Below are 20,844 nucleotides of genomic sequence, written 5' to 3'. Positions count from 1 at the left end.
CCCTTCGTCCTGCTCCTGATCCTCTTGCTGTTCTTAAAGTCTGGTTCCTCCGGTAGCATCAATGAACTGCCCCGTAATCCATCGCGCTTCCTCAGAGGATAGAAATACAACGATATCTGCAACGTCCTCAGTGGCACCAATTCTTCCAAAAGCAGACATTGAAGCTGCCTCAGCGTAAACTGCCGGGTCTGCGAGCCAATCCTTGTTCATATCCGTAGCCGTAACTCCCGGCCTTACTGCATTAACCGTAATACCTTTTGCTGCAAAAAGGGGAGCCAAGGCCAAGGTAAGTGTCTCAATAGCTCCTTTGGAAGCCGCATAAATAGAACGCGCTGGACCGGCCACTCGAGTAAAGCCCGTTGAAAGGTTAATGATCCGCCCATCATTCCGTATAAACGGGCTGGCTGCTTGAATAAGAAAGTAAGGAGCTTTAAGGTTAACATTAATGACATCTTCAAACGTTTCTACCGACGTTTCTTCGAAAGGAATGTCCGGTGCAATCCCTGCGTTATTGATCAGGATGTCCAATTGCACAGAACCCATCTCTGAACGGACAGCCTCTTCAAAAGCGGACCAAAGCATGTTAACACCGGCAATACCCGTGTTTAATTCTGCTTCCAGAGCTGCCGACTTTGCGCCCAGCGCCTTAAGTTCTTCAACAACCTTCAAAGCCACATCTCTATTCGTTGCGTAATGAACGCCTATAAATTCCGCTCCGCCTGCAGCTAATTTTTTAGCTATTTCAGCCCCCATCCCGCGGCTAGCTCCTGTAATCAAAGCAACCTTACCACTGAATCTTCCTTCATTCGTCGACATATGATCTGCTCCTTTTATCCGCAAAATATCATAACGATCGTTATGATAAATGATATTATCTGATTTGGTGCAGATTGTCAATAACATAACGATCATTATTTTATATGGTGTTTACCTGCGCAATGGATTGGCAGCATTCTGTAACGTGTGTTATGATAAAGAATATAAAAATGAACTTGCAGCTGTATGAAATTTGACCTTCACGAAAAAGGCTAGGTGATTAAAAAAATGGGACGTAACCGCGAATTCGATATAGATCAGGCACTGGACGCAGCACTTTACGTGTTTTGGAAAAAAGGGTACGCAGGCACGTCGTACACGGACCTGACGCAGGCTACGGGTGTCGAACGCCCAGCGCTCTATTCCGCGTTTGGCAACAAGGAGGCGTTGTTCCTCCAGGTTCTTGAACGCTATTACGAGCACTACCACGATTTCTTTCCGGCGGCGCTGGAGCTGCCGACCTCGCGGGAGGTGGTCGCACGTATCTTTCGCGGGGCGGCCGAATTGCAAACGCGTTACCCGGATCACAAGGGGTGTCTATATGTCCACGGTGACTTGGCCGGCTCGGATGAATCCGAACCGATTCGACGAGCACTGGTCGATGCACGTGCGGACGGGGAGACTTCCCTGCGTGATCGTTTCGAACGGGCGAAGCAAGAGGGAGATCTGCCGGAGAATGCGAACTGTGCTGCGTTAGCTGCATTCGTGATGGCTGTGCTCCACGGTATGGCTGTTCAAGCCAAGGCCGGCTTCAGCCGCAACATGCTGGAAGCTGTTGCCGAGCAAGCGCTCTCCACCTGGCCTGCCGGCAGTTCTGCACTGTCTGGAAAGTCTTCCTAAGCAAATTCAAAAAGGCTCCCGATAAATGGGAGCCTTTTTGTTTGCAGCTACTTTAATTTATAAATTGCATAATACCTTCAGGATAGGTGTCTTCTGCCGCTTCTCACCACATGATAAGCCCTTGCAAGCTCCATTTCGCTTGTAATATCAGCAGCAAACCCTCTAGCTTCAATACCCAGCTCACTTAACTCTAAAGCATATTGATCCAGCTTCTCTTGTGTTCTTGAAACCATAGCAATACGGAATCCATACCTGCCAAAAGTCAATTATAGCAATGGTCTTCAATAATCTATCCCCTATTAGCAAACTCACTTCAAGATGATCCGTTTCGCCCTTGCGAGATTGGCGGCCAGCTCAGCACGGGTCTGGTGCGCGTGCGCTATCCAAGCGGGCTGGCCGGGTCCGCTGCGCCATGACTCGCTCAGCGGACTGTTGTCGACCGTATCGAAACCGAACTGGTCGTACAGCCGCGTTACGAGTTCGATGGCTTCAGGAAAGTTGCTCGAGACCGACAACGCGTGGCGGTTAGGGTCGCCAGCGGGTCTACTCGAAATGAAGAGGCGGGGGGCCTGGATGTGGGTAAAGGCCTTCGCCACCTTCGAGGCAGGAAGCTGCTTCTGACGAAGCTCATGAACGGTCATCTCACCCGAGTCGATCATGGGAAAATGTCCGTCACGCCAAGGCATGTAGTTGTTCGTGTCAAGCACGATCTTGCCCGCGAGCTGCTCCACAGGCATGTCGTTGACCAGCTTGAGGGGGACGGCTACGACGACGAAGTCTCCAGCCTCGGCAGCGCCGGCCGCTGTTGCAGCACGTGCTGACGGGCCAAGCTCATCAATGAGGCCCTTCAACGTCTCGGGTCCCCGCGAATTGGCAATGACGACCTCATACCCGTTCGTGATCGCCGCACGCGCGATCTGGCTGCCGACTTCGCCCGCGCCAATGATGCCGATCACGGTCATAAATTCGCACCTTTGGCGCTTATCAATTCCTCGCTTTTTGCCCAAAGCTGCTCGGCTTTGTTAACGTCAAGCGCATACGATCTTACGCCATCGGCAAACGGGTTTGGGGTGTCATCAACCGGTGCGACTGCGCAATCTTCAAGGTAACGTCCGCTGATTTCGTCTTTGTCAGCCACGACTGCAGCCCAAACCGACGTAGCCGCTGCCTGTGGAATTTCTTTGAGCTCCGCTGCCGGAAGGCCGCCTCAGCGCGGGCTTGGGCAACGTTCTCGAACAGACCCTCCATGTCTTCCTGCGAGAAATGGCGCGGGAGATCGGTAGGACTATTCCCGGGCATCACCGAGGCTGCCCGGATACCACGGTTACGATGCCGTTTATCAAATTCCACTGCAAAGAGAGAAGTAGCCGTTTTCGATCGGCCATAGGCAACAAACGGGTCGTATTCCTGATGCTCAAAATTCGGGTCATCCAGATCAATATCAGCGGCACGATGAGCTTGGGAAGACAGCACAATCAATCGTCCGTTATCGGCGAGCAGTGACTCGATCCGATTGATCAAAGCGAAATGGCCAAGATAATTCGTCCCAAACTGGACTTCGAAGCCGTCGGCCGTCCGGCCGAACGGGGTTGCCATGACGCCGGCGTTGGCGATAATGACGTCGAACCGCTGGCCGATCGCCAACAGCTTATCCGCGCAGGAGCGAACGTTTTGCAGGGATGCGAGATCAAGTTCGATCAATTCCAGGCTGCCGCCTCCTTGAACCGCAGCGTTAAGGGCCGATGCCGTGGACGACTCCGCTTTGACAAGGTCTCTAACCGTGCCAACGACGCTGGCGCCGTGAGCGACCAGTGATCGGGTAGTTTCGAGGCCAATGCCTGATGAAACACCCGTAATGAGAAATCGTTTCCCCTTGAGATCTACGCCGGAAAGCACCTGATCGGCAGTTGACTTTGCATTAAATTTACTAGTCATATATTTGCTCCTTTACTTTCGTATTTGTTATATGTTTTGCTCTTCAGCGGCCTAGCATTAACGTACCGATGCCCGAGCGCTTCGCTGCACAGAATAAGGCACAGCCTGATAGTCTCACTGGTGTTTAATTAATATCATAATGATCATTACGTAATTTTATACTATACAATTGCGTACTAAATGTCAATATCATAACAATCATTACGTTATTAATTGACGATGCGGTAGTAATGACGTCATAGCCAGCTAAGACGGAAAGCTGAATGCCATTGCTGCACAGATTCGTAGAGCATCCCCAAAATCCGTACGCTTTTTCTGGTTGGGCTTGGAGGGACAGAGGGATATTCCAGGGCAAGATGATCTTTCTGGAACAGGCCGCAGGCTGCGGTAGCTAAAAACAAGGGCAGGTACTATGGCATGTTCATAAGCCATGCTTTCGTAAATCAGCGCTGCTAGGTTCGCACGAACAGCCGTATTTGCTGAAAAGTTAATGAGGCCGCTGCAGGAAATGCAGCGGCCTCTGGCAAGCAGAAGATGTTATTTTTCTGAAAAAATAATATTATGCGGCCATTACTGGCGATTACAGCTACAAACTTTTTCATATTACATATTTGCGAAACACCATATCCCATTTTCATCTGGTTGCTATTAAAAGAATTCGTGTGAGTGATCACTATTCGTTCTCTCTTTATCTCTTTGAAAATTTCGCCCTACTTATGATACGGTTCTCCGCGCTGTCTGTAACGGCAAGTTATAAATGCGACCCACCCGTCGCATCGAGCATCTGTCCCGTTACCCATCGACCGTCTGGCGATGCCGCAAACGCGACGATATCTGCGATATCCGTTGGCTCGCCCACACGTCCAAGCGCGGACATTCCTTCGGCATATTTTCGACCTTCGGGCGTATGCAGCCACGACGCGTTAACGTCTGTATCGACGATGCCAGGCATGACAGCATTCACGGTGATACCCCGCGGACCCAGAAGCTGGGCTAGGTGCAAGGTAAATGTATTGAGGGCGCCTTTGGTCAGGTTGTAGGCCATAATATGCGGATAGGCAATTCTTGTCACTCCGGATGAGATATTGATAATGCGACCGCCGTTCCGCACGCGTCCGAGCGATTGTTGGACAAGAAAAAACGGCGCCTTAACGTTGATCGCGAACAGCCGATCGAAGTCCTCTTCGCTCGTCTCTTCAAATGAAGAGGATGTCCCGATTCCGGCATTGTTGACCAAAATATCGAATTGGTTGACGCCTGTCCTGCGGATGAGTTCCTCATCCAAGATCTGAAGGAGTCGATTGACTCCGTCCAGGGAATTCAACTCGGCGCCAACGGCGAAAGCTATGCCGCCCGCAGCTTCAATCGCGGAGACCGTCTCCTCAGCCGAATCCCGCCGTGTTCCGTAATGTACGGCGACGAGCGCACCTTCAGCGGCGAGACGAAGCGCAATCCCTCTCCCGATCCCTCGGCTGGCTCCTGTTACGACTGCGATTCGGCCTTCTAAACGTTTTATACTCATGTAGATCCACTCCTTATCATTTAGTTGATGCCATGATAAACCCTCCCCACGAGGGGAGAGTCAAGAGTGGTTTCGAAATTTTTCAGATCCTTTCAACCGGTACGATCGCTTCCGCCATTCGCAATTGGCCGTAGATATCTTTGTCCGACGTCAAATAAATCTCACGGACCGGAATCGTCTCAAGTGGCCGGTAGCCCTCGTCAGCGATCCATGCCCGCAGCGTCTCACTCGCCTTGCAATTGTCTTTATACGGGTCGCATCGATGGATATAAGAGGCCGCTTCCTTCACACCGGGTAATTGATGAATCTTCACCCTTTGGCTGTCAGGGATCGGTTTCGAGACAGGAATAGCAACCTCAATGTCCGAAGGCTCTTCGTTGCAAGCAGCTCTCCTGTGCCACACGATTGTCATCTCACGATCCGACTCTTCGCCATGTGAGCTGACATACTGCTTCAGTTCGTCGAGCAGCAGACATAATTGGTCTTTCGGCAAAGTCTCGCGGACGGAAGCGACGAGAACCGACTCCACGCTTCGAAGGGAGAATTCCCCTTCCTCTGCAGCATCTGCTTGCCGTCCGATCCGCAAGAGTCGCTCATCGACCTCCGCAAGTTGCTGCTGAGCCTCTTGTATCTGGCGTTCCAGCTCCTTCCGCTTCTCAAGCAACGAACGCTCAGCTTGAGTGAGAGAGGTCGGTCCGGTCAGCAGCGGCCGCATCATCTCGAGTGTCAAGCCCTGCTCTTTGAATCCCGCAATTCGACGGGTGGTCAATAGCTGCTCCGCTGAATAAAAACGATATCCCGATTCTTCGTCTACTCGCGCAGGCTTTAACAAGCCGAGTTCATCATAGTGACGCAGCGTCTTCACCGTCAAGCCGCTCTGTTTGGCGAACGCCCCAATCTTGAACATACAGATACCCCTTTTCGGAAATTTTTCGTGGCACTGTACCCTTATTTATTCGGTATTATATCAATTTGCCGCTGCTTTGCCTACCAATCCATCCGGATCACCGGGCGGATCGCTCTCCTAGACCCTTATGAGGTACGCTTCAAATGGTATCTGCTTTTTTTCAGAGGTACCTTTTTCATCACATGTTTACTCTTTTTTTTGACCAGCTGCAGTTTCTTCTTTCTCATTTGCAATGCTTTTTTCTTCTTTACATGTAGACGCTTGATCAGTTCTAACCGCTTTATAGAACGGTATTTGGCGCGGATCATTCTTTTCTTTCTCAGTCTCAATCTCAGTCTACGTCTCAGTCTCAATCCACGTCTTATCCGTAACCGTAACGATCTGCGGCGTTTCCATCTGTGCGGCTTTACGCGAATGTTCTGCGGGGCCGGGGCTACCCCTTCAGCGACCGGGTTTTCCGGTAGCTGTATTGCTACAGGCTGAATTTCTGCGGGTGGCTCAGGCGGGATATTGGCCTGCTTCGGCTCGTAAACCGGCTCTGATGCAAGTTCTCTAGCCCACGGGGTCATGGCAAGGAATTTAGCGTATAGCGGTGCTGCGGGTGAATTAATATCCCACCATTTGTTGTCCCCGGCGAAGTGAATAATTTTGTTCTCTAACTCGAGTTCAGCATGCGCGAACGTATTAAAGCGCTGATCCATTTGCAAATAGTTGGAGCTATAAACAGAATTCAGAACATCCTGATCAGGCATGGTCATCGTTGGATAGCAGCGCAAGAAATGGAGCATTTCTTCATACCAGGTCTGTTTATTGCGGATATTGTCCAGATGAAACAGAATTACCCCTGAGTTAAAATACAGCTCCGCACTAAGGCCAAGTGAAGTAAAGTACTCCAGCAAATTTTGGCCTTGATCCAGCACTGCGCCCAAATACCGTTCTCCCAGGTCGATGCTCCACAATTCGTTAATATCCATATTGACCAAAATGTCGCAGTCCATATAAATAACCCTGTCGGTCTGAATAAATAACGGAAGCAACAAACGGTACATACTAGCTATTGTCCAATAGTCGATCTTGTGCACGCCGGAAGCAATTTCATACATATCCTCAGGAATTGTAATATGATAAAAAAAGATGTTGTGGTGAAATAGATCCACCAACTGGCTGAGTTTACCCTTGTTTTCTTCACTTAAGGAATCATCATGCACAATGTGCACATTAATCGTTTGCTGGGTATTGGAAAAAATGGATGCCAGAACAACACCCGCATGCTCCGTGTAGCTCCCGTCTTTATCGTTGATCGTCAAAACCAACTCAATCATTTTCAAGGATCACCTACCCTTAAAAGTATTTTTGTGTAGCCGCCTTATGCATTAGACTACTCCAAGTGTATGTGATGACCCCAGTGAATGGATTGGACTAATCCCCAGTACGGATCCGATTTTATTGTGAATCATTCTGCAAGTCAGGATGGATTCTTGTAACCGTTGCACGATCTCCCAGAATATGACGGGCAGGCTGCTCCTGAATTTCTTGTTCAATCAGATGAACATTTGATCCAAAAACACTCCCCTCCGCATGAACATGAGACAACCACACCTGATCCGTCAAAATGCTATTGGTTAGAATGCAATGTTCGACGACGCTATTCGGACCAATATACACATGAGGTCCAATGATACTGTTCATTATACGGGCGGTCGGATCGACCCTAACCGGAGGGATCCACTGAACCGAGGTGTTATTACAGGACGGCATCAAGACGTTCTTAGGATCATGGTCCATCTTGTACCGATTCGCCTCAAGCCAGCGTTCATGGGTTCCGATATCAAAAAAGGGGGCGGTCGCTATGCTGTACGCAATATGCCCGCCTTCTGAAATCACCCCTTGAATGGCATCCGTTAGCTCGTATTCCCCCCGTGGTGAAGGTGTAAGCTTCTCAATGGCCGGCCAGATGGCTGCAGTCAAAGCATAAACGCCGACAATAGCCAAATTCGATTTCGGGTCACGGGGTTTCTCTTCCAAATGGACGATCTTCCCCTCTTCAATCACGGCAATACCGAATTGACGGGGCTCCTTGACCCGCTGAAGCAGTATCGAAGCTGCAGATTGATCTGCAGCCAGTGATCGGATCAATGGCTCTAGATCACCTTCATACAAATTATCGCCAAGCATCAATAAAAAAGAGGAATCCTCCACAAAAGGCTGCGCGCTTTTGACCGCATCCGCCAGTCCCTTAGCTTCTTTTTGCAGCAGAAAGGTTAAGGAGGCGTTCCACCGCTCCCCATCCCCAATCATTTCTTGGATCTCTCCTTGCGAAGGGTTCACTACGATTCCAATATCGGTAATTCCGGCCGCAACGAGTTTGTTAATGATTGAGACAAGAATATACTCCCCGTTAACAGGCAGCATGCACTTTGGTTTGGTATAAGTCGAAGGCTGCAGTCTCGTCCCCCGGCCAGCGCACAAGATTAGTCCTTTCATAAACGTTCCCCCTACTCATTAAATTTGCAAACTGCGAGACTATCGCCATCATTCTTAAGTTCAGCTTATATAGTTGCAAATGAGCTATTATATATTTTATGCACAAGCTATGAGAGAGCTTGGGTATATATTAAGCAGCAATAACCTATTAAACTATGATTTGGAAGATATAAGTTCGTTGACTTCTCTGATCCAGGCAAGCCATCCCAGGCTGAATCGTTCCTAACTAAGGCGGAATACCTGCTTTTTCTCAGATAAGGTGGTAATTCCTGACCATTGATTTTAGAATCGATCATTGTCACAATAGGATTACAGCCAGATATTACGGAGTTGTTACTTTTTGAGGCAGACAAAGGCCTGAGAAGAGTCATGTTCGACCGATCTTAAACCGGGGGTATGGTACTTGATCCTATTTAAGGTCTTTTTTATATGTATAAGAGATGCCCCCGCAGGTTGAATTATAGCCGCTGAGCAAAATGGTTGGGAGGAGCTGGAATGCCGCAAGAGAGTATCCGCCCGGAACAGGATGAAAAGATCGCGAAGGAGATCCGCAGCTCGGCAAGGGAATTGGCTGTACGTCTGATTGGGCTGTCCGGAGGAGCCGACAATGTGTCGGAAGCCATTCACTGCACAACCCGGCTTCGCCTTAGACTGCGGGACAGTTCCCGAGTGGATGAAGCCGGCATTTCCGGCATGCAGGAGGTTCAGGGCGTATTCTTTCGAACCGAACAACTGCAAATTATACTGGGATCGGCCAACGTCTTCAAGGTACACCGGCAGGTTGTCCGCATCCTTCAAGACGGCGGGCCAAATCAGCAGGAAGAGGAACAGCCAACCCGGCCGTTTGAACCGATAAGCCCGGACAGTACTGCCGGGTCCGTGCGGACTCTATTTCCTTTCTTGCCGGAAGTACGGAAACGGAGACAATCGATGCCGGTGGCCGGCACCGATTGTTCGTCGTCCAAGACGAAAGGCCTGGCAAAGCAGGGCGTGTTAAGACCGTTTGTCGATGCGGCCAGCTTTTTTTCCGATATTGTCGTGCCCATGATTCCGCTTTTTGTCGGGGTCGGCCTGCTGCTGGGCCTGCTCAGCATGATGGAGGCCTTCGACTGGGCACCGCAGGACAGTGTCTGGTTCCGAACCATGTCCTTGTTGACTGGATCGGCGTTTCAGATAATTGCCGTGATGTTCGGTTATCACACGGCCAAGCGGTTTGGGGGCACTCCGCCGCTCGGCGCCGCAATTGGCATTGTCATGACCCGTCCTGATCTTCTACGGGTCGCCGGCTTCGGCGGAGCACCAATAAGTTCTACAGATTTAATGATCGCGCCGCAGTTCGGGTATCAGGGAACCGTGATTCCAACGATTCTTGCGGTACTTCTTTTGTCTCTAATTGAGAAGGGGCTGCGCCGAATTATTTCGACGCCGGCTGCTGTTATGCTGATTCCCTTTCTAAGCCTTGTCGTTGGGGGCAGTATTGCCATTCTGGTCATCGGACCGCTCGCCTCTGAACTGAGCAGCTCTCTTAGCAGCTTGCTAGAAGCGGTGTTCAGATACGGCAGTACGGTTTTCGGGCTGCTGCTTGGGGGAATCTACAGCTTTATCGTCGTGAGTGGGCTGCATCACGGCATTCAGGCTATTGAAGTCGGACTTATTACCAATCCGGACATCGGTGTTAATTTTCTGCTCCCCATTTGGTCCATGGCGAATATCGCGCAGGGTGCGGCCGGACTGGCCGTGTATGCCAGAACCCGGGACAAGGCTTTGAAAAAAATAGCGCTGCCCGCCTCGATCATCGCCTTTTTCGGCATCACCGAACCGGTCACCTTCGGCGTCAACCTGAAGCTTGGCCATCCCTTCCTAGGAGCGGCGGCGGGAGGCGCCGCAGGAGGGGCTTATGTAGCCTATCATCAGGTGGTGGCTGACTCGTTTGGCTTAACCGGGATTCCGATGATCGCCTTTATCGTCCAGCTCGGGCAGATGAATCTTATCCATTATATGATCGGTTTTCTACTGGCAGCCGCAACAGCCTTTATGGTTACCTGGATCCTTGGTGTAGACAAACCGTTTCTTAAGGAACAAAAAAGCATAGGAGAATAACATGAAAATCAAAAAAATTCTGAACAATAACGCGGTTGTGGTAAACGACCTCGGAGTGGAAAAGATTGTCATGGGATCCGGTATTGCTTTTCAGAAAAGGAAAAACGATATTATTGATCCGTCCCTAATCGAGAAAGTGTTCATCATGGACGACCCGGATCAATACGGCCATTTGCAGGAAATGCTGCGGACATTGCCCGAAGAGGAGATTGCGGTGTCCGAGCAAATTATTTCGTATGCAGAACGTGAACTGGAAGTGACGTTTAAGGAGCATATTCATATTGCGCTTACGGATCATCTCTCATTCGCTTTGGAGCGGATCGGTAAGGGAACGGTGATCCAGAACACGCTGCTGGCTGAAATCCGCATTTTATATCCGAGAGAGTTCCAGATTGGACTTCATGCCAAGAGTATCATTAGTGACAAATTGCAGGTCGATATTCCCGATGACGAGGTAGGATATATCGCCATGCATATCCATACTGCCTGGAAAAACACAGGGGCCCGCGGAACGGATGCCGAAATGGCGGCCATGATCCGGGATATTGCCGAAGGTATGGAACAGGCCGCCGGCATCCCGCTCGAACGGGGCTCTGCCAACTACGAGCGTCTGGTGACCCAGCTCGAAAATATCCTGCAATCCGATGAAACTGGCAAGCTTCTCAACGAGTTAAATCCGGAAATTGTACGAATTGCCAAGGAGCGCTATGCCCGGACTTACTCGCAGGCCAAAGTGGTTGGCGATCAGGTGGAAGAAGATTATGGATATACGCTCATCGACAGTCAGCTGGTATTTATCACCCTGGAAATCGACCGGATAAACACCCGGTCTAAGGATGGTAATATATTGTAATTTTGGTTTTGCGGGTCTTTAGCCCCTTGATATTAGTTAAAAACAACAAAAAATGGGTCTTTTTTAACCCTTCAAAACAGGAGTTTTAGTCTATAGCCTTTATCCGTTATAAAATTATAGAATTAACGCGACAACAAAATATGTCGGGATTGTTACTGTTAAGCAGGCAAGACCTAAAAATCCTTTTGGGGATGGATACGATTATGTGTCCCCACTGGAATTTTTAGGTCTTTTTTCTGTTAAAGCGGAACAATTACATTTGAACCAGAAAAGGAGACAGGGAGTATGACTATCAACAAGATTGTTAGAAAAGCAGTAGCAGTAACCTTTACAACAGCATTGCTTGCAGGTGGCGGGGCTTCAGCTTTTGCAAAAGGAAATGACAGTAAGGATTACAAAGAGAGCTATGGCTTCTCCCACATTACCCGCTCTGACATGCTGAAAATACCGGAGCAACAAAAGAGCGAGCAGTTTCAAGTCACTCCGTTCAATGCTTCCACCATCAAAAACATCCCTTCTGCAAAAGGTGTTGACCAGTGGGGTAACGCAATTGATCTTGATGTTTGGGACAGCTGGCCGCTGCAAAACGCGGACGGAACAGTCGCCGAATATAATGGCTACCATATCGTGTTTGCTTTGGCGGGAGATCCTAAAAAAGGATGGGACACATTCATATACATGTTCTATCAAAAAGTGGGCGACACCTCGATTGATAGCTGGAAAAATGCCGGCAGAGTATTTAAGGATAGCGATAAATACGTTCCAAACGACCCGATTCTGAACAATCAAGCCGAAGAATGGTCCGGTTCCGCAACCTTGACGAAGGATGGCGATGTCCGCTTGTTCTACACCAACCGCCAAGGCTGGGATCCGGCACACGGATTTTTTGGCAAGCAAACCTTGACGACAGCTCAAGTTAATTTGTCCAAGCCGGACGGGGATACGCTGAAAGTGGATGGCGTGGAAGATTTTAAATCGATCTTTGACGGAGACGGCAAAATCTACCAAAATGTGGAGCAGGCATTCGGTGCAGGCGACTATGCGGATAACCACACGCTAAGAGACCCTCACTATGTTGAAGAAAACGGTCATAAATACCTTGTTTTCGAATCAAATACCGGAACGGAAACGGGTTACCAAGGAGAAGAATCGCTATACAACAGATCCTACTATGAAGGAAATAAACCCTTCTTCGAAGCTGAAAATAATAAATTGTTGTTCGGCCCTAAGAAATCTCTCGCAACATTAGCGAACGGCTCACTGGGTATTATTGAGTTAAATGATGACTACACGCTGAAAACAGTGATGAAGCCGCTCATTGCCTCCAATACCATAACGGATGAAATCGAACGCGCGAACGTATTTGAACTGAATGGCAAATGGTATTTGTTCACGGATTCCAGAGGCTCCAAAATGACCATTGATGGAATCGGCGATAAAGATGTATACATGCTGGGATATGTGGCGGATTCATTGACCGGGCCTTACAAACCATTGAACGGCAGTGGACTTGTACTGCACATGGACCTTAATCCTAATGAGCTTACCTGGACTTACTCTCACTTCGCGATCCCGCAGGCGGAAGGAAATAATGTGGTTATCACCAGCTATATGACGAACAGAGGGTTATATGCTGACCAGCATTCCACTTTTGCTCCAAGTTTCGTCGTGAACATTAAAGGCTCGAAAACTTCGGTTGTCAAAGACAGCGTCCTTGAACAAGGACAATTGACAGTTAACTAACCGGTAGACTCTCCCATATTCATGAAAGAAAATGTCAATTTTACATTGGCATTTCTTTCTTATTCAAAGTGAGGTATTCTCTTGAACACAAATAAGAGCGCATTAAAGCGGCAATTCCTTTTATGCACCATTTGTTTAAGCTTTATGATCACTATAGGATTAGCGGCTTATTATTCCGGAAGGGACCAAAACCCGAAGGAAGTCTCCGTTTCCCATCAAAATCCGACCTATCGGGCCAACTATCATTTCACAGTGCCCGACAAGTGGAAAAACGATCCTCAAAGGCCGATATATTTCGATGGCGCATACCATTACTATTATCTTTATAACCGTGATTATCCCACTGGGAATGGCACCGAATGGCGGCATGCGACATCTGCGGATCTGGTACATTGGAAAGATGAAGGGATCGCCATCCCTAAATATACGAATCCAAATGGCGATCCCTGGTCAGGGTCGGTCATTGTGGACGAGACAGGTACCGCAGGTTTTGGAAAAGGTGCCCTTGTCGCGATTGTGACTGAGCCCTCCGCCAAAGACGGGCAGGAGCAATATCTATGGTATAGTACCGACCGGGGACAAACATTTAAAGCTTATAGCAACGATCCCGTTCTGCCGAATCCGGGAACAACCGATTTTAGAGACGCCAAAATCATCTGGGATGACTTCTCCCGCAAATGGATCATGACCTTGGCGGAAGGCACAAAAATAGGGTTTTATGAATCTCCCAACTTAAAAGATTGGCACTATACAAGCGGTTTTGCAACGGAGAATATCGGAATTGTGGAATGTCCCGATCTGTACCGGATGCGTGCCGACGATGGGACCTATAAATGGGTGCTTGGCATCAGCGCCAACGGGAAATCATCGGGAAAGCCAAACACCTACGCCTACTGGACCGGAGACTTTAACGGAAAGGCATTTCTCCCCGATGTCCAGGAGCCACAGTGGCTGGATTACGGCTTTGATTGGTATGGTGCCGTAACCTTTGAAGATGGGACTCGCAGCGATACCGCCAATCATCGTTACGCTTTAGCTTGGATGAACAATTGGGAGTATCCCCATAATACGCCGACACTGCAGGAAGGCTTTAACGGATTGGACTCGATTGTCCGTCAAATTGAACTGAAACAGGCAGGCGATGGTACTTATCATCTTGTTTCACAACCCCTTGCAGCCTTAAGTCAAGCGGCAGATTCAACAAATTCATATAAACAAATCGAGGTAAATGGCTCTGAAACTCTTCCTTTCACAGGAAGCTCGTACGTGCTTGACGCCGATATCACTTGGTCCGAGATCAAGAATGCGGGATTTAAACTTCGGGAATCAGCCGATAAAAGCCGTCATGCGGATGTCGGAGTTTTTGTAGAAGGCGGGTACACTTACGTCAATCGGACTTATACAGGGAACCCCGACAAGAGCGGTAAATATCTGGAAAGCACATCCCCCTTCGATGTAAGCAAGAAGAAGGTTCATCTGAAGATTTTTGTCGATAAAACGAGCATCGAAGTCTTTATTGATGATGGAACCCTCGTGTATTCCAGTCTCATTTTCCCTGAATTAAACGATCAAGGAATCACCCTATTCTCCGAAGGCGGCACAGCGATTTTTAGAAATATTGTAATTAAGCACTTCCACTAAGAAGAATAGTAATGACGACATTCCCCTTTTTATGTTTTTGTTCAACATAACGATGGGCATCAGGAATTTGTTCCAGCGAATAGCGTCTATCGATAACTGGCTTAATGTTACCGGCTTCAAGTTGCTCTTGTAGGAAGATAAGATCTTCAACGCGAGGCTTTTGTGACATATGCACACTCATATATTTCCCGTTCGTACGTAATGCTTTTTTGAATGCCGATTTTTTGATTTTAGATATTGTTTTCCCAACGGCATCAAAGATTAAATCATAGCTTTCTTCAAGCGCCATGAAATCCTGTTTCGTATAATCTATGACCCGATCGGCTCCTATAGATCTTACCATCTCAAGATTAGCAGTACTGCATACCCCTGTTACATCTGCCCCGTAATATTTGGCAAGCTGCACCGCATAAGTCCCCACACTTCCAGAGGCTCCATAAATAAGGACCTTCATTCCACTCGCGATATTCCCCTTCCTGAGAAAGTTCAACGCAGTGATCCCCCCGACGGGAACAGCGGCAGCCTCCTCATAGCTCACATTGACCGGTTTCATGACCACCAATCCATCTTCAGGCAGGCATTTATACTCGGCATATGCACCGAAGCCAAAACCACAAGACGCAAATATTTGATCACCGATCTTAAAGCGTGTTACATCTTTGCCTGCGGCTTCAACTTCCCCAGCTAACTCAAACCCCAATATCGTTACCTTTTTGGGCCTTAAGAGACCATTGTACAATCTTGCAAGGAATGGGTCGGCCTTTCGCATACGCCAGTCCCCCGCTGTTACCGTTGCCGCATAGATTCTGACAAGGACTTCATTATCCTTCGGTGTAGGTTTCTCTAGCTCCTTCAGATGAAGCACATCAGGCGATCCGTATTTGGCATATACAATTGCTCTCATCCTTTACCCCCTATCTATTTCCCTCTTGGTTCCTCTGAATTTTCCCCGTAAAAGAATACCTCTTCGAGCGGCAAGTTAAAGGCGCGAGCAATACGAAAGGCCAACTCCAGTGAAGGGGAGTAATTTCCTTTTTCAAGAGCTACGATCGTTTGTCTGGTTACACCTACCTTGTCGGCCAGCTGCTGCTGGGTCATTTCATTAAGATTGAATCGTAATTTTCTGATGTAATTACCAACAAGAACTTTGCCCATCTTAGACTCCTCTCCTGTAGTAATACAGTCTCGATATTGAACCGGTTACGTCTGAAAGAAATCCAGCGACGATTAGGACGATGAACATCACCTTCAAAGGCTGGTCTATAACCAATGAGCCCATAGCCAGAAGAAAGCCACTGACAAACATAGCAAATGAATTTCGGAAGGCCAACAAGTCGATGCGCTTATCCAGTTCGTCCGCGAATGCAGGTTCCTTTTCACCCGTCGTCATACGGAAGATGATGTTAAAAATAATGCTGATCACGATATGTGCCGCGATGGAAACCAAGGTCAATACAAGAATGAAGGATCCCCAGTAATGGAAGGTTACTTTTGAATCCAACACTTCATTGGGATACTGTGGGTACCTGTACAGCAAATACACTGTAAAAATGAGTATGGTGCTGATTAGCGATACGATGCTCTTCTTTTCTTGATAAGTCATGTATGACACCGCCTTTAGTAAAGTGTACTAAACACAATGTATACCAAACTATACATAAAGTCAACTTTATTATACAAAAATAAATGAAAAGAGACTAAGGAATCGAAGGAAACGAAGTTTCCACTAAAACTCGCCCCTACTTATGATACGGTTCACCGCGCTAATAGATGAGGCGAGTTTTAAGGCCACCCTATGGGGATGGCCTTTGAATTATAAAACATGCATTGTATATTTAGTCCCTTTAACTCTCCGCCCCTTGTATCGTTCGATTTTCATTAATCCGCACTTTATAAGACTCCCCCCATGCTTTCATAGACACAATGACCGGTTCCAAAGTCCTTCCGAAATCAGTAAGGGAGTATTCTACTTTTGGCGGAACCTCTTTGTATATTTCTCGATGAATAATGCCATCCCGTTCAAGCTCTCTTAACTGCAGTGTAAGCATAAACTGTGTAATTCCCGGATTGAGGCGCCTAAATTCATTGAATCTTTTCGTTCCTTCCATGAGCTGATAGAGAATGATCCCCTTCCATTTTCCACCAATAACATCCAGTGTTGTTTCAACCGGACATGCTTGCATATCGGGATTCACTCCATATTTGTTTCTTCGGTCTCCCATCAGCTTATCCCCCCAACGGTTTGATTTTTAATACTATATCATAAAAATATGCGTACTTACTTAAAGCAATCGAATTGATTTACAATGCAACTGTACAACATTTCCTATTTGAGAGGATGGATATCATGAATACTCACCAAAAGATAAAAGCAGTCGGCGCATACCGATACCTCCCAATATCCAATCCGGAAAGCCTTATTGATCTGCATTTGGATAAACCGGAACCTACAGGCCGCGATTTGCTGGTAAATGTAAAAGCAATCTCTGTCAACCCTGCAGACGTAGGCGTTCGCGAAAATCATAACTACGAAGCCGAATCACCGAAGATTCTTGGTTGGGATGCTGCCGGAATCGTAGAACAAGTCGGTCCTGACTGTCAATTGTTTAAACCTGGGGATAAAATCTATTATGCGGGAAGTGTGTCTCGACCAGGCAGTAATAGTGAATTTCACTTGGTGGATGAACGAATTGCAGGAAATATGCCCAGAAGTTTGGATTTCGCAGCCGCAGCCGCATTACCGCTTACCTCGATAACTGCATGGGAGGGCCTTTTTGATCGTTTAGGAATTAGCATAAACGCACATGTAAACAAAAGTATACTTATTATCGGTGCAGCTGGAGGAGTGGGATCGATTGCCATTCAGCTTGCCAAATTAGCAGGTTTGACTGTCATCGCTACTGCTTCGCGCCCAGAGTCAACTCAGTGGGTCAAACGTCTAGGTGCGGATTTTATAATAAACCACAATAACCCTTTTCTACCTCAGCTCAAGGAATTCGGTATAGATACCGTAGATTATATCTTCTGCTTGAATGAAACTGTACAACATCTATCGAATATGGCGGACGCCATTACCCCCCAAGGTAAAATTTGCTGTATCGTTCCTACAGACAAGGCTACCTGGGCAGGAAACTTGAAAATGGACTTGCTGTTTTCTAAAAGTGTAACGTTTGTATGGGAGTTCATGTTTACACGGTCCTTGTTTCACACCAGAGATATGATTAAACAACACGAATTGCTGAATCGCCTGGCGGACTTAATCGATGATGGTAAATTAAAAACTACACTAAATGAACGACTAGAACCCATTAATGCAGCAAACCTACGTTTGGCACATGAGAAGTTGGAAACTGGACGATCCATTGGAAAAATTGTATTAGAAAACTTCTAATACACGAAGAAGGCTCGTTTGGTCCCAAAAAGCGGTAATGGCATAGACAAGAATAAGGCCCCTTGCCAATAGGGGGCCTTTTTGTGTACAAAGGTATGATACAGGCGAGACAAAATATTCCAAGACTTTCAAAAAAAATTGCCCTTACTTGTGATACGGTTCACCGCGCTGTCTGTAACGGCAATTTTTAAGAGCCATCCCAAATTGGGATGGCTCTTATTGAGTCCTCAGCTTTCATCTTGTACACCGATCACAATTTTCCAACCGACAAGTTCTGATTTTATATTACCGTTGTTCGATCAATCCATACTTTGGACAGTTACCGACTCGCTGCCTCGATGATCCAGTCGGTCAATTCGTTGATTTGTCTTTTCACGGCGATCGGGTCGCGGTACCAGGATTGGTTCTCCGTCCATATAAATACCCGATTGTTGCGAACCGGCTCTAGCGACCCCCAGATCGGATCAGCCTGTAGCGATTCCAAACTGGCTTCCGTCGTAAGAATCAAATAATCACCCATGTACTCCGAAAGTTTCTCCAGCGAAAATTCATAGTAGGATTCCTTCAGCATAAATCCTGGAACCGTCGTCGGCGGCTTCAGCCCCATTATTTCATACATCAGCCGGCCGCCCCGTCCCGACTTCGGACCAAAAAGGCTCACGTTTCCATCGTACTCTTGCATAATCGAAAGCGTCTCTCCTTCGGGAACGGCTTGTTGGACTTTCTCCCGAATGTCTGCAATTTCCTTCTCGAATTGTTCGTTCCATTTCTCCGCTTCCTCGCGTCTATCCAGCAAGTCGCCGAAATACATCATTTCTTCCTGAATGGATGTAAACTGATTGTAAGGAACAGATACCGTAGGTGCGATCATCTGATATTTCTCGACTACCTCGGGCTGTGGATTATGCGTTATGATTAAATCCGGATTGAGCTCCAGCAGCTTCTCTGACGAGTCGCCTACATCCGTCACGACGTCCAGCATTCCCTCGAGATAAGGACTCGACATCAAGAACGATTCGGCTGCGATCGGCTGGACTTCCAGCGCAAGTACGGTTCCGAGATAAGAAATTGCCGCTACGCGCTGAGGGTGTGCAGGAACCTCGACATCGCCGAAAGCAGTCTTGACGATCTTGGTCTCCGAAGATGTCAATGCCTCGGACTCTTGCGCGATCACGGTTGGAGAAGGGCTGCCGGCAACCTGGCTGTTCGTTGCGCCTCCGTTGTTCACCGACCCACCGCAAGCCGTTAACATCACGGTCAAGCATAACAGCATCACTGCATAAAAACTTCTGGTTGATCTAGTCATTTTATTCGCCCTTTCCTGTTGAAATTGATAATCAATATCACTCACATGAAAAGGATAGCGTAATGACCGGCTTGGAACAACGGACGATTGTGACATATTCCTTGCATAATCTGAAACGAACTGGCTGTATCGTTTACGATATTGACCCGGCGTTATGCCAGCATACTTTTTGAACATGCGGCTGAAGTAAATAAGGTCGGGATAACCGACATGTGATGCTATTTCCTGTTGCGTTGCTATCGTGCCGGACAGCAGAGCCTTCGCATCTTCCATTCGGAAACGAATGACGTAGTCCAGCGGACTGAGCCCCGTCTGTTCTTTACATTTTCGCGAAATGTATTGTTGGCTGTAATTCAATTGCCGAGCAAGCTCCTCAAACGAGATCGGCTGGCGGTAATTCCGGGATAAATGCCGAATAACTTGCTCCGATAAGGATGGTTCGCCGGCTCCGAACAGGCGCTCCCTCAGAACAGCGTGGACGAAGCGGATAAAGTCTCCCTTGGCCGACAGCCGGGTCAATCCATCGTTAGATTTAAGCCAACCGTCTCGTATCGTTTGAAGCAGCTCGAGCATGGCCAGCGGCTCGCCAGGCGGGAACCCCCAGCTTTCCAGAAACGGGTCAGATTCCTCCACCATCATATGAAATTCGCGCGAGGCCGAAGCAGGGAGAGACGCTTTGTAGAGTACGATATATACGTTCAGCGCTTCTCGGCTCCGAACCGTCACCTGAGAGCCTTTGCCGGCGTGCAGTACATAAAAACGATCGCACAGCCACACCTCATCGTCAACCCACAACTCGCCTTGTCCTTGGAAAGCGAATAAAAACGCGCTTGCCGGCAATTGGTATTGATTCAAATCGTTGTCGATTCCGGTCTGCATTAGCCGCACATCCAGCACGCGCATAATCACCTGGTTCCACATTTGTATAAGTCTCAGAACGTCCATAGCTGATTCGCAAGCTCCCTTTAAATTATCTAATAGATAATCATTCTCAATTGAATCATGTTTCTAAACACAATAACGAATACGGCTAGCGCTGTCAACAAGGTGTTGCCGAATGAGACAAGGATGCGAATAGCGAGGCATACGGCTGTTTTACCGGAGTCTGTCCCAAAAGCAAAAGACGCTTGTCCCGCAAACATACGTGCGGAAGTGTCCAAGCGTCTATCAATGAATCGTGAGGGCCCTTTCTTTGATCTCTAACGATTATAGGAATAGTCATCCACACTCAAATCCAATTATTGTGTAGACATTAAAAAAGCTCGCATAAGTCTGTTTACATATTGTTTTCAAAGAGAGTGAGTTA

At 47.9% G+C, this 20,844-nt stretch carries 18 protein-coding genes; 6 read left to right on the top strand and 12 right to left on the bottom strand.

The features are described from left to right. Positions 1-33 precede the first annotated feature (33 nt). Positions 34-903 (bottom strand): SDR family NAD(P)-dependent oxidoreductase, encoded by an 870-nt coding sequence (locus QW71_RS08150; RefSeq protein WP_235441417.1) that lies wholly within the window; start codon positions 901-903, stop codon positions 34-36. 141 nt (positions 904-1,044) lie between these two features. Between QW71_RS08150 and QW71_RS08145 the strand changes: the two genes are divergently transcribed. Continuing rightward, entirely contained in the window at positions 1,045-1,656 is a 612-nt protein-coding gene (locus QW71_RS08145) for a TetR/AcrR family transcriptional regulator (protein ID WP_039295947.1), read from the top strand. A 308-nt stretch (positions 1,657-1,964) separates the two neighbouring features. On the opposite strand, the gene QW71_RS08140 is transcribed toward QW71_RS08145, so the two are convergent. The 6 genes from QW71_RS08140 to QW71_RS08110 all read right to left on the bottom strand — a co-directional run bounded on the left by QW71_RS08140 (position 1,965) and on the right by QW71_RS08110 (position 8,504). Beyond that, positions 1,965-2,618: an NADPH-dependent F420 reductase gene (locus QW71_RS08140; RefSeq protein WP_039295944.1), complete on the bottom strand. Its 654-nt coding sequence runs from the start codon at positions 2,616-2,618 to the stop codon at positions 1,965-1,967. Positions 2,619-2,700: 82 nt separating this feature from the next. Then, positions 2,701-3,591 carry an SDR family NAD(P)-dependent oxidoreductase gene (locus QW71_RS36980; protein ID WP_200905899.1) on the bottom strand — a complete coding sequence of 297 codons (891 nt, stop codon included), beginning with the start codon at positions 3,589-3,591 and terminating at the stop codon, positions 2,701-2,703. A gap of 751 nt (positions 3,592-4,342) precedes the next feature. Further along, on the bottom strand, positions 4,343-5,107 hold the full coding sequence (locus QW71_RS08125) for an SDR family oxidoreductase (RefSeq protein WP_039296213.1): 765 nt from the start codon (positions 5,105-5,107) through the stop codon (positions 4,343-4,345). A gap of 88 nt (positions 5,108-5,195) precedes the next feature. Continuing rightward, entirely contained in the window at positions 5,196-6,020 is an 825-nt protein-coding gene (locus QW71_RS08120) for a MerR family transcriptional regulator (RefSeq protein WP_039295938.1), read from the bottom strand. Between the two features lie 125 nt (positions 6,021-6,145). Further along, positions 6,146-7,342: a glycosyltransferase family 8 protein gene (locus tag QW71_RS08115; protein ID WP_039295935.1), complete on the bottom strand. Its 1,197-nt coding sequence runs from the start codon at positions 7,340-7,342 to the stop codon at positions 6,146-6,148. A gap of 121 nt (positions 7,343-7,463) precedes the next feature. After that, positions 7,464-8,504, bottom strand: a complete 1,041-nt coding sequence (locus tag QW71_RS08110; RefSeq protein WP_039295933.1) for a sugar phosphate nucleotidyltransferase — start codon at positions 8,502-8,504, stop codon at positions 7,464-7,466. Between the two features lie 495 nt (positions 8,505-8,999). Between QW71_RS08110 and QW71_RS08105 the strand changes: the two genes are divergently transcribed. From QW71_RS08105 to QW71_RS08090, 4 genes are all read left to right on the top strand, one after another. Then, positions 9,000-10,604, top strand: coding sequence for a PTS transporter subunit EIIC (locus QW71_RS08105; protein WP_052769928.1), 1,605 nt, complete (start codon positions 9,000-9,002; stop codon positions 10,602-10,604). A gap of 1 nt (position 10,605) precedes the next feature. Then, positions 10,606-11,457, top strand: a complete 852-nt coding sequence (locus QW71_RS08100; protein ID WP_039295930.1) for a PRD domain-containing protein — start codon at positions 10,606-10,608, stop codon at positions 11,455-11,457. Positions 11,458-11,742: 285 nt separating this feature from the next. Continuing rightward, positions 11,743-13,200 (top strand): glycoside hydrolase family 68 protein, encoded by a 1,458-nt coding sequence (locus tag QW71_RS08095; protein WP_039295927.1) that lies wholly within the window; start codon positions 11,743-11,745, stop codon positions 13,198-13,200. A 144-nt stretch (positions 13,201-13,344) separates the two neighbouring features. After that, positions 13,345-14,841, top strand: coding sequence for a glycoside hydrolase family 32 protein (locus tag QW71_RS08090; RefSeq protein WP_083442472.1), 1,497 nt, complete (start codon positions 13,345-13,347; stop codon positions 14,839-14,841). Here the strand turns inward: QW71_RS08090 and QW71_RS08085 are convergent. From QW71_RS08085 to QW71_RS08070, 4 genes are all read right to left on the bottom strand, one after another. Next, complete coding sequence (locus tag QW71_RS08085; RefSeq protein ID WP_039295924.1) at positions 14,825-15,745, bottom strand: NAD(P)-dependent alcohol dehydrogenase; 921 nt, start codon at positions 15,743-15,745, stop codon at positions 14,825-14,827. The two genes, QW71_RS08090 and QW71_RS08085, sit on opposite strands and share 17 nt — an antisense overlap. 14 nt (positions 15,746-15,759) lie before the next feature. Beyond that, positions 15,760-15,996, bottom strand: a complete 237-nt coding sequence (locus QW71_RS08080; RefSeq protein ID WP_039295921.1) for a helix-turn-helix transcriptional regulator — start codon at positions 15,994-15,996, stop codon at positions 15,760-15,762. 1 nt (position 15,997) lies between these two features. Then, positions 15,998-16,444, bottom strand: a complete 447-nt coding sequence (locus QW71_RS08075; RefSeq protein ID WP_039295918.1) for a hypothetical protein — start codon at positions 16,442-16,444, stop codon at positions 15,998-16,000. A gap of 241 nt (positions 16,445-16,685) precedes the next feature. After that, complete coding sequence (locus QW71_RS08070) at positions 16,686-17,063, bottom strand: helix-turn-helix domain-containing protein (protein ID WP_039295914.1); 378 nt, start codon at positions 17,061-17,063, stop codon at positions 16,686-16,688. A 125-nt stretch (positions 17,064-17,188) separates the two neighbouring features. Between QW71_RS08070 and QW71_RS08065 the strand changes: the two genes are divergently transcribed. Further along, entirely contained in the window at positions 17,189-18,232 is a 1,044-nt protein-coding gene (locus QW71_RS08065) for a zinc-binding alcohol dehydrogenase family protein (protein WP_039295912.1), read from the top strand. Between the two features lie 319 nt (positions 18,233-18,551). Here the strand turns inward: QW71_RS08065 and QW71_RS08060 are convergent, their stop codons facing one another. Beyond that, entirely contained in the window at positions 18,552-20,483 is a 1,932-nt protein-coding gene (locus QW71_RS08060) for an AraC family transcriptional regulator (RefSeq protein WP_039295909.1), read from the bottom strand. Positions 20,484-20,844 lie beyond the last annotated feature (361 nt).

The organism is Paenibacillus sp. IHB B 3415 (assembly GCF_000802655.2).
In the GTDB taxonomy this organism is placed as follows: domain Bacteria; phylum Bacillota; class Bacilli; order Paenibacillales; family Paenibacillaceae; genus Paenibacillus_AQ; species Paenibacillus_AQ phytohabitans.
Note: the sequence above shows the minus strand (reverse complement) of the source record. Positions and strands in the feature narration are given on the sequence as shown.